This is a genomic window from Blautia sp. St.27G3 (assembly GCF_059728505.1).
This window is the reverse complement of record NZ_BAAGFO010000001.1, coordinates 1,607,048-1,620,227: the sequence shown is the minus strand read 5'-3', so window position 1 is coordinate 1,620,227 and position 13,180 is coordinate 1,607,048. Positions and strand designations below refer to the sequence as shown.

At 46.5% G+C, this 13,180-nt stretch carries 19 protein-coding genes; all 19 read left to right on the top strand.

The window, feature by feature from the left end:
• Window positions 1-10 precede the first annotated feature (10 nt).
• The 19 genes from AC6I2O_RS07480 (at window position 11) to AC6I2O_RS07390 (ending at window position 13,072) form a co-directional block, all read left to right on the top strand.
• Window positions 11-418, top strand: a complete 408-nt coding sequence (locus AC6I2O_RS07480) for a hypothetical protein (RefSeq protein WP_497742269.1) — start codon at window positions 11-13, stop codon at window positions 416-418.
• Window positions 419-424: 6 nt separating this feature from the next.
• The gene (locus AC6I2O_RS07475) at window positions 425-571 is read left to right on the top strand and encodes a DUF6273 domain-containing protein (protein WP_497742498.1); all 147 of its coding nucleotides are present in this window, start codon (window positions 425-427) and stop codon (window positions 569-571) included.
• 288 nt (window positions 572-859) lie between these two features.
• Window positions 860-2,074, top strand: a complete 1,215-nt coding sequence (locus AC6I2O_RS07470; protein WP_497742268.1) for a reverse transcriptase domain-containing protein — start codon at window positions 860-862, stop codon at window positions 2,072-2,074.
• Window positions 2,075-2,088: 14 nt separating this feature from the next.
• Entirely contained in the window at window positions 2,089-2,301 is a 213-nt protein-coding gene (locus AC6I2O_RS07465) for a hypothetical protein (protein ID WP_497742267.1), read from the top strand.
• 192 nt (window positions 2,302-2,493) lie between these two features.
• Window positions 2,494-2,982, top strand: a complete 489-nt coding sequence (locus AC6I2O_RS07460) for a hypothetical protein (protein WP_497742266.1) — start codon at window positions 2,494-2,496, stop codon at window positions 2,980-2,982.
• Window positions 2,948-3,352, top strand: a complete 405-nt coding sequence (locus tag AC6I2O_RS07455; RefSeq protein WP_497742265.1) for a hypothetical protein — start codon at window positions 2,948-2,950, stop codon at window positions 3,350-3,352. Before AC6I2O_RS07460 ends, AC6I2O_RS07455 begins: the two co-directional genes overlap by 35 nt.
• Before the next feature lie 14 nt (window positions 3,353-3,366).
• A complete protein-coding gene (locus AC6I2O_RS07450) occupies window positions 3,367-3,684 on the top strand; it encodes a phage holin (RefSeq protein WP_497742264.1) in 318 nt (105 codons plus the stop codon).
• Window positions 3,685-3,686: 2 nt separating this feature from the next.
• Window positions 3,687-3,998 (top strand): hypothetical protein, encoded by a 312-nt coding sequence (locus AC6I2O_RS07445; RefSeq protein ID WP_497742263.1) that lies wholly within the window; start codon window positions 3,687-3,689, stop codon window positions 3,996-3,998.
• Window positions 3,976-5,616, top strand: coding sequence for an endolysin-like domain-containing protein (locus AC6I2O_RS07440; protein WP_497742262.1), 1,641 nt, complete (start codon window positions 3,976-3,978; stop codon window positions 5,614-5,616). Before AC6I2O_RS07445 ends, AC6I2O_RS07440 begins: the two co-directional genes overlap by 23 nt.
• Window positions 5,617-5,629: 13 nt before the next feature.
• Window positions 5,630-5,878, top strand: coding sequence for a hypothetical protein (locus tag AC6I2O_RS07435; protein WP_497742261.1), 249 nt, complete (start codon window positions 5,630-5,632; stop codon window positions 5,876-5,878).
• A gap of 191 nt (window positions 5,879-6,069) precedes the next feature.
• Window positions 6,070-7,044 carry a glycosyltransferase family 2 protein gene (locus tag AC6I2O_RS07430; RefSeq protein WP_120391251.1) on the top strand — a complete coding sequence of 325 codons (975 nt, stop codon included), beginning with the start codon at window positions 6,070-6,072 and terminating at the stop codon, window positions 7,042-7,044.
• Between the two features lie 68 nt (window positions 7,045-7,112).
• Window positions 7,113-8,324 carry an ATP-grasp domain-containing protein gene (locus tag AC6I2O_RS07425; protein ID WP_497742260.1) on the top strand — a complete coding sequence of 404 codons (1,212 nt, stop codon included), beginning with the start codon at window positions 7,113-7,115 and terminating at the stop codon, window positions 8,322-8,324.
• Window positions 8,312-8,677, top strand: coding sequence for an EamA family transporter (locus AC6I2O_RS07420; protein ID WP_120391249.1), 366 nt, complete (start codon window positions 8,312-8,314; stop codon window positions 8,675-8,677). The genes AC6I2O_RS07425 and AC6I2O_RS07420 overlap by 13 nt, the downstream gene beginning before the upstream one ends.
• A 3-nt stretch (window positions 8,678-8,680) precedes the next feature.
• The gene (locus AC6I2O_RS07415) at window positions 8,681-9,016 is read left to right on the top strand and encodes an SMR family transporter (RefSeq protein ID WP_120391248.1); all 336 of its coding nucleotides are present in this window, start codon (window positions 8,681-8,683) and stop codon (window positions 9,014-9,016) included.
• 183 nt (window positions 9,017-9,199) lie between these two features.
• Window positions 9,200-10,159 (top strand): polysaccharide deacetylase family protein, encoded by a 960-nt coding sequence (locus AC6I2O_RS07410; RefSeq protein WP_497742497.1) that lies wholly within the window; start codon window positions 9,200-9,202, stop codon window positions 10,157-10,159.
• A gap of 400 nt (window positions 10,160-10,559) precedes the next feature.
• Window positions 10,560-10,766 (top strand): hypothetical protein, encoded by a 207-nt coding sequence (locus AC6I2O_RS07405; protein ID WP_120391247.1) that lies wholly within the window; start codon window positions 10,560-10,562, stop codon window positions 10,764-10,766.
• The gene (locus AC6I2O_RS07400; protein WP_497742259.1) at window positions 10,763-11,959 is read left to right on the top strand and encodes an AfsR/SARP family transcriptional regulator; all 1,197 of its coding nucleotides are present in this window, start codon (window positions 10,763-10,765) and stop codon (window positions 11,957-11,959) included. The genes AC6I2O_RS07405 and AC6I2O_RS07400 overlap by 4 nt, the downstream gene beginning before the upstream one ends.
• Before the next feature lie 13 nt (window positions 11,960-11,972).
• Window positions 11,973-12,431 carry a hypothetical protein gene (locus AC6I2O_RS07395; protein ID WP_497742258.1) on the top strand — a complete coding sequence of 153 codons (459 nt, stop codon included), beginning with the start codon at window positions 11,973-11,975 and terminating at the stop codon, window positions 12,429-12,431.
• A 53-nt stretch (window positions 12,432-12,484) separates the two neighbouring features.
• Window positions 12,485-13,072 carry a hypothetical protein gene (locus AC6I2O_RS07390; protein WP_497742257.1) on the top strand — a complete coding sequence of 196 codons (588 nt, stop codon included), beginning with the start codon at window positions 12,485-12,487 and terminating at the stop codon, window positions 13,070-13,072.
• Window positions 13,073-13,180: the final 108 nt, after the last annotated feature.

The following is a 13,180-nucleotide window of genomic DNA, read 5'->3' as shown; positions in this document are numbered from 1 at the left end:
AGGAAAGAGCATGAGTGTATTGGCAAGGCTCAGAAGTGCCTCAAAACTGGATGTGTTGGATCTTGCGGAGGAGATAAGAGCAGAGGCCACAAAACTGGTGTGGAATACCAATGTGGTGCCCAAAGGGTGGCGGGATATATTTGCAAAGCCAATGTGTGCGCTGTGCCATAAGCTCTACACTCAGATCCGGGCAGCTAACAGAATATGGAGCACCACGGAGGAATTAGTGGAGAAGAGGAAGGCAAAGGCCCAGGAGGCCATTGACACTCTGAAAGATATTTATGATCTCATAAATTACATTGCCACTACCTTGCCGGTGGATTGGAACCGATTTGATCCGCTCCTGAATCTAATGCTGAAGGAAGAGGGAAAACTGAAGAACTGGAAGGACAACACGAAAATAGTTAAAAGAAAATAATGAAATATCGGTTATCCGCTGTATTTTTCGCACCGGGCCAACTGGTGGCTGCTGTCTGTGTGTGCGGGCAATTCTACCAATGCCTGCAATGTCAACAACAATGGCAATGCCAACAACACGAGCTGCTCCAACGCTAATCGGGTGCCCGTCTGATTCACTACCACAAACGATCCGACAAAGTACGCTGTAAAAGGCAGAAATCTGTATCAGGTAGAGGAAGGAGCGGATGACCGTCACTTTGAAAAAAGTGTAAATGACCTTGCCGCCTCTCATGTGCTCAGAGAGGTGGTTTTTGCTTGTTTTGGGTGGGTGTACGCTGCTTGCATGGTGCAAAAATCGGAAGGGAGCTGAAAAGAAGGTGCAGAGGTGCATTTCATACCCATACCATTATGCGGTTAGGGGCACAAATACCGTACAAGGAGGAGATGGGCACAATTTTATATGACAAGTGAAGAAAGAAGAGCGGGCAGAGCTCAGCGGAGGAGAGAGGCCAGGGAGGCACACCAGAGGGAGAGGCTATCCGAATATGATAATTTTGATCGGGTGGCAGATTATAACTCACTTTACCAGGCATACAAGGATGCCAGGAAGGGAGTGGGGTGGAAAGCCAGTGTGCAACGGCACAGATCCGAACTGAGCAAAAACCTTTGTAAAACCCATAATGCACTGATCAACGGTGAGGATGTCCGAAAAGGATTCATTGCCTTTGATTTGGTGGAGAGGGGAAAGCTGAGGCATATTCAGAGCGTGCATTTCTCTGAGCGTGTGCCTCAGAAGAGCCTCTCACAGAATGCGCTTATGCCGGTGCTCTCCAATAGTCTGATATATGACAACGGGGCATCCAGGAAGGGAATGGGAATCAGCCATGCCATTGACCGGATCACGCTTCATTTGCAGGAGCATTATGCAAAATATGGCAATGAGGGCTATATCCTGCAAATAGATCTGAAAGATTATTTTGCAAGTATCCCACATGACAAAATGAAGGAGCAGATCCGGAGCAAATTCACGGATCAGAGGATCATTCACCTCACGGAGCAATTTATTGATGCCTTTGCTGAGGACAAAATGAAGGAAATGGCACGTTTCAAAGAGGAGGCCATGGAGTACGGTGAAGAGTATGCCAGGGGCCTGGGATTAGGGAGTGAAATCTGCCAAATATGTGCCGTTTCCTATCCTGATAAAGTGGATCATTATGTGAAGGACGTAAAAGGGATCCGGGCATATGCCCGTTATATGGATGATTCATACATCATTCACTATGATAAGGAATACCTGAAGGAGCTACTGGAAGAGGTGCGGAAAATATATGAATCGTTGGGAATACGGCTCAACGATAAGAAAACCAAAATTGTGAAGCTCAGCAGAGGCTTCACATTCTTAAAAACACATTTCCTGCTCACGGATACCGGGAAGGTAGTGAAAAGAATATGCCGGGATTCTGTGACAAGGGAAAGAAGGAAGCTGAAGAAATTTGCCAAGCTGAATGCTGAGGGCCACATGAGCTATGAGCAGATCAGGGCGGCATATCAATCATGGCGGGGATTTGCCGGGAAAAAGGATACATACCACACTATCAGGAGAATGGATGCCCTTTTCAACCGGCTATTTATAGAAAATTGGGAGTACATCCCATATATCCCTAAAACAGTATAAGGAAGGAGAAAAACATGGAAGCAATGACAAGAGAACAGATTGAGGCAGAGATCAGAGGATTGGATCAGCTTATGAGGGCCAAGGACTACATAGGCACCAAGATCGCAATGGGCCGGGCCACGGTGGAGGAGTATGCCGAGGAAATCGCCGAATCTGAAAGAATGGCCGCCAGGAAGAATGAGCTCAATGCCATGCTGAAGGAAATGGATGAAGCTGAAGCGGAATAATTTCAGGTGCTCTCATAGGGCCCTGGGATATTGCAGGAGGACACTGGAAGAGTGCAGCCGGGAGTGCAAAGAATATGGAAATTGTGGGGAATGTAAAAGCTATTACATACCATACAGCCAAGAGCCATGCTCCCGGTGTGCTTTCTGCAAAGTGCAGGGGCCGGAAAATGAAGAGGAAGGAGAGGAGCAAGAGTGAGCATAGGAGAAATAGTGGCGGCTATTTCAGGCGGGGCCCTCTTCCTGGGAACCTTCATAGAGGTGTCCAAGATCAAGATCAATCCATGGAGCAGCCTTTTTGGGTGGATCGGCAACAAAATGATGGCCAGTGTGAAGGAAGAAATGAAGGAACTAAGGAAGGAGCAGGAGGAAATTGCCAAAAGGCAGGAAGAGCTTGCAATACAAAGGGCGATAGATGCCGCCGACAATATCAAAGCAGAGATTTTCAATTTTTACAACGAATGCCAAAGAGGACAGAGGCACTCTGAGGGTGAATTTAATTATATCATACAGCAGAATGAGAAATATGAGGAGCTGCTGAAGGTGACGAATGATCACAACGGTGTATATGAAGCAGAATATGAGTATATTCTGAAGATTTACCATAAGTGCCAGGAAGAAAAGGATTTTTATGTGGGAGGTGAGCCGGGTGAGGCTAAGCAGGGAAGAGCTCAGGGAGCATGAGCGGAAGCTGAGAAGGATTGAGATCCAGGGAGAGCGGAAGCTATTGGAGGAAGAGCTGAAACAGAAGCGGGAGGAATACTGGCCGAAAAGGAAGCCGCCGAGCGCTTCCAAGGTGGCCCTGGCTTATATCTTCCTATCATGTACGGCGGTACAGCTTTACTCTATGGCCGCAATGTGGCACTTTGCGGATCTCTCAGCGCTGTATAGCCTGATCGGGGCCACGGTAGGAGAGGCGATCTCATACTGTGCTTATGCGGCAAAAGCAACCAAGGAAAACACGGAGGGCGGCATTGTGCATGATATGGCAATGAGAGGCCCTGAAACATGCTCAGAGAGCCAGGAAGGGCCCTCTGAGGCGGCAAAAGGATAAGGAGGCATATTTCTATGGATAGTATTTTATTAAAGGTTATTGAGCTTGTGGTGATTATTGCAGTAACACTCATTATGAGGTACGGGATCCCGCTGCTCAAAACGTGGGCAGAGGAAATGAAGCTCACCGGAGTTATGAAGTGGGTGGCCAAGGCCGTGGAGGCGGCAGAGCAGATGAATAAGGAGGCAGGATCCGGCGCCGAGAAAAAGGCCATTGTTACGGAGTTTTTGAAAGAGATTCTTGCAGCTAAAAATATTTCTATTTCGGATGCTCAGCTTGAAACCCTGATAGAGGCGGCTGTGTTTGCTATGAATAACAGTAAGGGGGCATAAAAGTGTGGAAGGCGCTGCTTATTGTTTATGTGGCTGTGGCTGTAATATTGGCCATGGCCTTATTATATCTGTTTTGCAGCTCATGGAATGAGTTGATTGAGGAAGAGAAATACATGGAATACCCGGAAGGAGCAGGAGAAGGCTTGATCGCCATCTGCTCCTTTTTCGCTATTTCCTTATTGGCGGCGGTGCTGTGGCCGTTTCTCCCCCTGGTGCTGATCGGGGTGTGGGTATATGGGAAGATAGCGGAGAAATACCCGGATTTGTGCAAAACGGGAGAGGAGGAAGAGGATGAATCTGAAGGAGATTGCTGAGAAAGCGGCACCGATCATTTTTTCCCATGAAGGGGATTATGGATCCGTAAATAAGAACGATAACGGGGCCTTATCAGTCGGAAGAGTACAGTGGCACGGAAGCAGGGCCCTGAGCCTTATGAGGGCGATTTGTGAGGCCGTGGGAGCCGAGAGAAGCCGGAAAATATTAGGGGCAGCCCTTTATGCGGAAATAACGGCAAAAGGCACCTCATGGGGCACCAGGAAGGCCACAACAGAGGAGGCGGGCCGGTTATCTGCTGCCCTCAGCACCACGGAAGGGAAGCAGGCCCAGGATGCGCTTGCCATAAAGGATATTACCGGCTATTGCGTCCATGTTCAGAATTTGGGAGTAACAGATCCGGCAGCAATCATATTTATGGCCGATATTGAGAACCAGGGCGGGGCCGGTGCCTCTGCCCGGATTATCAAGGCGGCCAGTGGAAAGACGTTGGATGCGCTTTATGCTTCAGCGAAAAGTGACAAAGTTTTCAGTAAGTATATGGCCCGGAGGGATGCGGTATATGCAGCAGTAAAGGGCTATGAGGAAAGGAGTGATCAGATGGCTGTATTGATTGGCCATGCAAGTATTGACGAAAACGGAACAATTCAGGGGAAAACACCGGGGGATCAGACCGCAAAAGAGATCTGTATCCGGGAATGGTACAGTAAGCCGTGGAATGTTTACCTGGAATGCCTGGATGATACCCTGGCAGACAAGGCTGCCGCAATCATGGAGGAGATATGCAAAAATGATAATTATGGCTATTCTCAGCCTAACAGATGGGCGGGATATAATGCGATCATTAACAATGGCCGGAAGGTGGCCGGAGGCAAGGGGGATTTTGATTGCAGCTCCCTGGTGCTTGCGTGTTACATATTGGCAGGCCTGAGCATTGCCGCCAGTGGCTACACCGGTAATATGAAAAGCATTCTCCTGGCAACCGGCAAATTTAAGGCATACACGGATGCTGCCCACACCGGATCCAGTGCATACGCAAAGAGGGGCGGCATTTACCTGAAGGAAAGCTCTCATGTAGTTATGGCATTGAGTAAAGGCTCAAAGGCCTCAGGAACGGCTTCAGGAGCCTCTCAGAGCACAGCAACGGCCTCAGGTAATAAAAACTATGTAGGCAAGGGAATAGGCAGCGCAACGGCCAAAAGCAATATGAATGTGAGAACCGGCAGCAGTACCGCATCCGGATCCATTGGAGGAGTGACCAAAGGAGCCTCTGTGGAGGTATTGGAGATCCTGGCCAATGGTTGGTATAAAATTGTATGGCCGGGCGCTTCATGTGGGTATGCCTACACAAGCAATGCAGGCGGCCAATATTATACCTATGTGGCCAATGGGGCCACGGCGGGCAATGCTTCCCTGAAGCCGGTGGGGGCAAAGAGTTTTGCCAAGGGCATTGCCGGAGCCTATAAGACCACAACCAACTTGAACATGAGAACCCATCCGGGAGTGCTGAAGAGTGAGAATATTATCACGGAGATCCCAAAAGGGGCAACGGTGCGGAATTATGGTTACTATACCATGGTGGAAGGTGTGAAATGGCTTTATATTGCCTACAATGGCAAAGAAGGCTTTTCCAGTAGTGAATATTTAAAGAAATCATAAGGAGGGAAACACAATGGCAGAAACAAAAAGCACGAAGGAGGCCCAGATCCGGGTGATTGCGGGCACGTTTCCGGCAGCATGTGGAGATTATGCAAAAAAGCTGAAGGAGCGCCTGGAAGCGGCAGAAATGAAGGATTTTAAGGTGGAACCGGCCAAGGATATGCCCGGTTATATCATGGTATCTGCTGAGCGTGGCAGCAGGGAAGAGGCAAAGCAGCTCATTGAGCAGGCGGCGGCCAAAAAGATCCGGCTGTCAATGTAAAGGGAAAGAGGAGAGCCTGCCCGGCTCTCCTCTGTTTTCTCTTTTTCATTCTGAGGGGTGAAGGCATTTTGGGGGATGCAAGAGTATTTAAAAGAAACAGGAATAAAAAAGAACAAAATTTTATTCTTACATACGGGCGGGGGGCCGCTGTTTTACGATTTTCTGAAAAAAGAGGGAGCGAAAAGCGGGAGATGTTAGTTTCGATTGTGATACCGTGTTATTATTCAGAGAAGACAATCCGCAGGGTTGTGGAACTGGTTATGGCAGAGTTTGATAAAAATGACGGCTATGAATGTGAATTTGTCCTGGTGAATGACGGCTCGAAGGACGGGACGTTTGCCAAGATCAGAGCGCTTGGGATACAGTATCCGAATGTCTGCGGAGTGAACCTGATGCGGAATTTCGGACAACACAATGCGCTTATGGCGTCGCTTTCATATACGAACGGGGAGTTTATTCTGGGTATGGACGATGATATGCAGACTCATCCGTCGCAGATATTCAAGCTGATCCATAAAATAGAAGAGGGTTTTGACGTTGTATATGGCGTATATCCGCATAAGAAAAATTCTCCGCTTAAAAATCTTTCGAGTAAAATCAATGAGGTCAGTTCTCGTGTGATGCTGAACCGGCCGAAGGATATTGTCTCAAGTAATTTCTGGATTATTTCAAAAATGGTAAAGGATGAGGTTGTCAAGTATGACAGTTTCAATCCATATATTGACGGTATTTTTTATCGTGTGACCCACAATATCGGCAACGTTCCGGTGGAGCATTTCAAAAGGGAAAGCGGCACGTCGGGGTATACGTTTAAAAAACTTCTGAATCTGTGGCTTGCATACTGGAACTTTTCAGTAATTCCGCTCCGTATTTCGTTTTTTCTCGGTATTTTTTCCATGGCGACCGGAGTACTGATTTCGCTTCTTGTTATTATTAATAAGATTATTTATCCGGACATTCCGGTCGGGTGGTCATCCACGCTGTGTATTATGGTCGTGTTGCTTGGGCTGGTTTTGATGGTGCTCGGAGTGATCGGTGAGTATCTCGGGAAAATTATTCTGATTCTGAATAATACGCCGCAGTATATTGTTCGTGAGACAGTAAATGCAGTCAGAAGAAAACCAGCCGAGACGGTCTGTGAGACAGTAAATGCAGATGAGAAATAATTGTCACAGGCAGAATAGCTACTGGGTCCGTCTGGCAAAGGGGGGATTCAGACTGAGGAGATGCATTCATGAAGAAGATTTTAATACTGGGAGCCAGCGTGTATCAGGTACCGCTTATTCTGGCGGCAAAGCGTATGGGGCTTTATACCATTGTGGCAAGTATCCCGGGAGAGTATCCGGGATTTGCACTGGCTGACAAGGTGTATGATATCAATACGGTAGATAAAGAAGCAATTCTTCAAGTGGCGCTTGATGAAAAAATTGACGGAATCTGTACGACGGGAACGGATGTGGCGGTCGCAACGATTGGTTACGTGTGCGAGCGCATGGGGCTGGCCGGGTTGTCAGAATCTGCAGCAGTGAGGGCGACCGATAAAGCGGTGATGAAAGAATGTTTTTTGGAAGGCGGCGTTTCTGCTGCGGATTTCCGGAAGGCATATACCCTTGAGGAAGTGCGGATTGCGGCGCAGGAAATAGGGTTTCCGGTTGTGGTGAAACGTGTGGACAGCTCTGGAAGCCGCGGAATTGCAATTGTAAAAGAACCGGCCGGGCTTGGAGATGCGTTTGCAGATGCGCTGAAAAAATCACGGAAAGATTATGTGCTGGTTGAGGAAAAACTGAGCGGTGTTGAGATTGGCGTGGATGGCGTTGTACAAGGGGGAAAGCTTGTATTTCTGGCGCCTCATGAGAAATTTTTATACCGTGGCGCGCGGATTATGATACCGGCAGGGCATGGATTTCCGTACCGGGGTACGCAGGCAGTGCAGAAGGAGATTGCTGTTCAGATGCAGCGGGCGGTGGATGCGCTGGGACTGGATCATTGTTCGGTGAATGCAGATGTTTTCGTGGATGGGGATAAGGTATCAATCATTGAAATCGGCGGACGTACCGGGGCGACGTGTATTCCGGAGCTGATTTCGATGTACTATGGTTTTGATTTTTATGAGAAGATTTTACAGAACGCACTGGGAATCCGGCTCGATTTTACGCCGGTCAGACCAGGCGTTTCGTGTATGGCCAAGCTGCTTATGAGTCCGGTGGACGGCAGGATTACACAGATTGATGACAGAGGACTTGAAGAAATCCGTAGGAAGGGTATTGTGGCTGAGCTGGATTATCAGCAGGGGCATGCGGTTGAGGCAATGATCAATGGAACGACGCGGATTGGTCATGTGGTGGCAAGAGCAGACAGTGTGGAGAAGCTTGATGAAATTGTAAATTGTGTGTATCGTTGTATCTGGGTAGACGGGAAAACGCTGGAGGAATTATGGAGAGAGTAAAGGATTATCTGTTTTTACATATTTGCGTGATGATATTTACGCTTACCAGTGTTTTTTCAAAGTTTGCCTCAAGAGAATTTAATGATGGCGGATTTCAAAATCCAAAGCTGTATGCATTTGTGTTTCTCATGTTTTTTATCTGTTTTCTGTATGCGTTGTGCTGGCAAAAGATAATCAAAAGATTTGATTTGAATGTTGCTTTTGCGAACCGCAGCATTTATCTTTTATGGAGCCAGCTTTGGGCTGTGACGATTTTCGGGGAACAATTGACTGCTCGCAACGTGGCAGGGCTTGTGATCGTGCTGGCAGGCGTTGTGGTTGTTTCGCTGAGTGCAGGATGCAAGGAGGAATAAACGATGTGGCCATATTTTTTGTTGATGTTTGCAGCAACTTTTTTTACGGCTGTCTCACAGGTTCTTCTGAAACAGAGCTCGGACAAAGTACATAAGGGATGGATTTATGAGTATCTGAACTGGAGGGTTATCACAGCCTATGGAATTTCTTTCTCAGTGCTGTTATTAAACACGTATGCGTATACGAAAGTAGATATGAAATACGGAGCTGTGATTGACACGTTTAGTTATGTGTTTGTAATGATTTTGTCTTATCTTCTTCTGAAAGAGAGATTTAACCGGGGGCAGCTTATCGGTAATCTGATGATTATTACGGGCGTGATGGTGTACACGCTTTGAAAATTCCGTAAATTTAGAGAAGATATTTTACGGGCGATAAATAGTTGAAAACGTGTATTCTGGTTATTGGCAGAGGTCTGTCAGCATAAGCTTGAGTAAGAGAAACTTATGGAGCAGCAGAGGATGCCCAAAATCAAAAAATTCGATTTGAAAGAGTATTCGAAAAAGTATTTTCAAAAGTACATTCAAAAACAAAACCAACAGTGTTCGGAACAGAATTCCTCAAGAAAATACGATTGGAAAAAAGTATCTGCGGTGGCCCTTATTTTTGCTGCCGCATTTTTGACGGGTAGGTTTGCGGGACGTGTCACGGAAGCGAAATTACAGACAGGAAATGCGGCAGGTGTGGCAAATGAAAATTCGGAGATAGAGAATGCGGCTGGTACGGGAAATGAAAATTTACAGCTGGGAAATATGGCTGCGCTCGACGGCGGTACTCCGGGGGATGTGATCCTTGCGGCTACAGAGGGAAGCTGGGGACTCAGTTTCCAACAGGAAGGGCAGCCTCCGGTGGCGAATGCGACACGGGAGGAGCTGGCGCCGTACGATGCGTGGTATTCTGAAGATACACAGGAAAAGAAAATTTATCTGACGTTTGATTGTGGTTACGAAAACGGGAATACTCCTGCAATTCTGGAAGCGCTGAAAAAGCACCAGGTGCCAGCTACTTTTTTTGTGGTTGGTAATTTTGTGGCGGATAACCCGGATCTGGTAAAACAGATGCTGGCGGATGGCCATACAATTGGAAATCATACGTTTCATCATCCAGATATGTCCAAGATAGCTGATATGGAATCCTTTCAGAAAGAGATAGGAGATGTGGAGCAACTTTTCAAAGAGACGACCGGACAGGAGATTTCAAAATATTACAGACCGCCGCAGGGGAAATACAGTGAGAATAATCTCAAGATGGCACAGCAGCTTGGCTATAAAACTTTTTTCTGGAGTCTTGCGTACGTGGACTGGTACGAAAATCAACAACCGACAAAAGAAGAAGCATTTAACAAGCTTTTAAAAAGGATTCATCCAGGAGCGATTGTACTACTACATAATACTTCAGCGACAAACGGTGCAATACTGGATGAACTTCTGACGAAATGGGAAGAGATGGGGTATCAGTTTGGAAGATTGGGCGACCTGTAAAGGTCGCCCAATCTTTCGGAAAGAAAAAATAACAAAATGTGACTGCAATATGACCGTCGTGAGATACAATATAGAAAGGTATTTTCTGACAGGAAAGGGTTGCATTCTAAATGAAACAAGAATACAATTTTGACAGACAGACAGACAGACAGACAGACAGACAGACAGACAGACAGACAGACAGACAGACAGACAGACAGCTACTATAATTTTGCTCTCTGTCTTTTTCAGGTATATCAATCTTTACCAATATACAGATACAGGAAGGTTTTTTATTCAAAGACATCAAAAAAGGGTCGAACTCAGATAAGTTCGACGGTTTTTTGATGTCTTTTTATATATAGATTTTTGAGGAGTTATCTGAACACACTTTTTGTTCTAAGTCTAAGGAGAATATAAGATGAAAAAACAGACATTTATTCTGGAAGTGAATGACAGTCAAAATGAGAGCTGGCAGGGAAGTGTAGAATGGATTCAGGGAGAGAAAAAGCAGCCATTTCGCAGTGTGATGGAATTGTTGCGGCTGGTTGATTCTGCCGTATGCGGGGAAGAAGGACACCTTGCAGCCGGTTGGGATTTTGCAGAAGGGATGGATGCTGACGTATGAAAACAGTACTGAGGATGAATCTGTTCGGGCAGGTACGTCTTATGAATGACAGGGTATCGCTTGGAGAAGAAGAGCTGCATTCCAGTAAAATGACAAAGCTGCTGGCCTATCTTATTATTCATCGAAATACAGCGTTGCCGCATCAGAGACTGATTGAAGTGTTCTGGTCGAATCATTCGAAGGCACCGAAGGGGGCTCTTAAAAATCTGATGTACCGGTTGCGTCACGAACTCTCTGTGTTTGGTGAGGAAGAGTTTATTTGTACCTTGCCGGGGGCCTATCGGTGGAATCCGGAGATAGAGGTTGAGACGGATTATGAACAGTTTGAGCGGCTCGCTGTGGAATTAAAAAGTATGTCAGCGAGGGAACAGAAGAGGCAAAAGACGCTTTGCCTGGAAGCCATTAGCTGTTACAAGGGGAATGTTTCGGCAGTGGTTGCGGAAGAACCCTGGATTCTCCCGAAGGCGACGAGATATCAGTCTTTATATATGGATATTGTAAAAACACTCTGTGAGATTTATAAAAAGGAAGCGGAGTGGGGTGATCTGGAAAAGCTTTGTAACGAGGCCTTGGAGATTGACGGGTTCGATGAGGACATTCACTGTTGGTTGCTGCAAGGTTTGTGTCAGCAGAACAAATATGATCTGGCCATGTCTCATTATGAGAAGACAAATAAAGTTTTTTACAGAAGTATGGGAATCCGACCGCCGGCCAAATTGCGAAGTGTATTTGAAAAGATGCTTGGAAAACGGGCAGACAGTATTTCAGATCTTGATAATATGCTGAATGAAATAAGAGAAACAGATGTAGAAGAGGGCGTCTTCTTCTGTGATTATCAGATTTTTCGTCAGATTTACCGGATGGAAGCCAGAAGACTTACCCGTATTGAGGTTGCAGAATATATTATGATGCTGACCGTGCGCCGGGTAGGGAGTGCATGGCAAGGTGCAGTGACAGATTCCGGAATGACAGAAAGTGTCGACCGGCTGGAACATATATTACGGGAATCCTTAAGACTTGGGGATGTAGTGACACGCTATAGTCCCACACAGTTTATTGTGATTTTATCGGCATGTTCTTATGAGGCGAGTATTGCAGTAGGCGAGCGGGTACAAAAGAAGTTTCAGAAGAGTATCGGAAAAAGACAACTTGAAATGCAATTTGAGCTGGCTGAACTTACAGCAGTGAGGTAGAAAAAAGAAATATATGGCAGAAAATGAGAAAAAGGAACAGCCGGAACCAAAACAGCAGGTTTTTCCACTGAATACAGTGCGGCTATGCATTGACACATATGAGAAAGATATAAAAGGACGGGTATACAGTAAATTATACGACGGAGAAGCAAGATTCAACAGCTGCAGTGAAATGCTACTGTGTATAGACCGTTTGTATGATGCGTGTGGTTACCCACAGAATTTTCAGGAAAAGAGAAGCTTTTCGGAACAAAAAGAGCAGTTGCGCAGACGTCCGGTTCCAAAGGCAAGGCGGACTGATGAGGAACTTTGCAAGCAAAAAGGGGAATACCGGACTTTTAATCTGATCGTTTGGAGCAGAATGAGTGCAGGGTGGCAGGGGAAGCTGCTGCGCCATGATGGAACGATGGCCGGAAGCTTTACCAGTGAGATGGAGCTGCTGGGATGTATTTGCCGGGAGCTTCGCATATAAGACAGACAAATCAGAATTCAAAAAAGAGAGCAAATTATAGGAGTGATGGAAAGATGAAGAAACGTATACTTGAAAAAGGAAAAAGGGGGCTTGCCTGGGCGCTGACCATATCTATGCTTCTCGGAAGTAATCCAGCCGGTAGTATGGTAATGGCCGGGGAAACCATTGGAGAGGTACCGGAGCAGTTAGAGTATACCGATTGGCTTGACTCAGGTGAAGATATGATTATCGATGAGATGGGCGGCGATACTCTGGCTCCGACAGAAAATAAAAATGAGAACACAGGCGGCATTACAGTGGATGAGATTATTACTGTTGAGACTCCTGACGATGGCACGAACGGTTCCAATCAGCAGGAACCGGACGAGGAGGACATGGAGGAAGTTGTATGCCGGGTTGGTGAGGAATTCTGGGTGAGTGGCCAGGATGGTGAGAATCATGAGTGGCTAGTACTGAAAAACAGTCCCATACGAATTCTGGAAGATGCAGATGCTCTGGTGAATGTGGTTGTGGATAAAGCTGGCGAAGCTTTTTTGATTCATACATATGAAGAAAACGGCGTAATGCGTATGGATACGTATCGCGTGACTGCGGTTTTACAGATGGAGGATAAGACCCCGGATCAGACAGAAGCAGATTAGACGGAATCGAACTCAGTAGATCAGACAGAAGCAGATGAGACTGAGCTGAACCCGGCAGATCAAACGGAAACGGATCAGACGCAGAACGATTCAGAAGAGACGGAACAG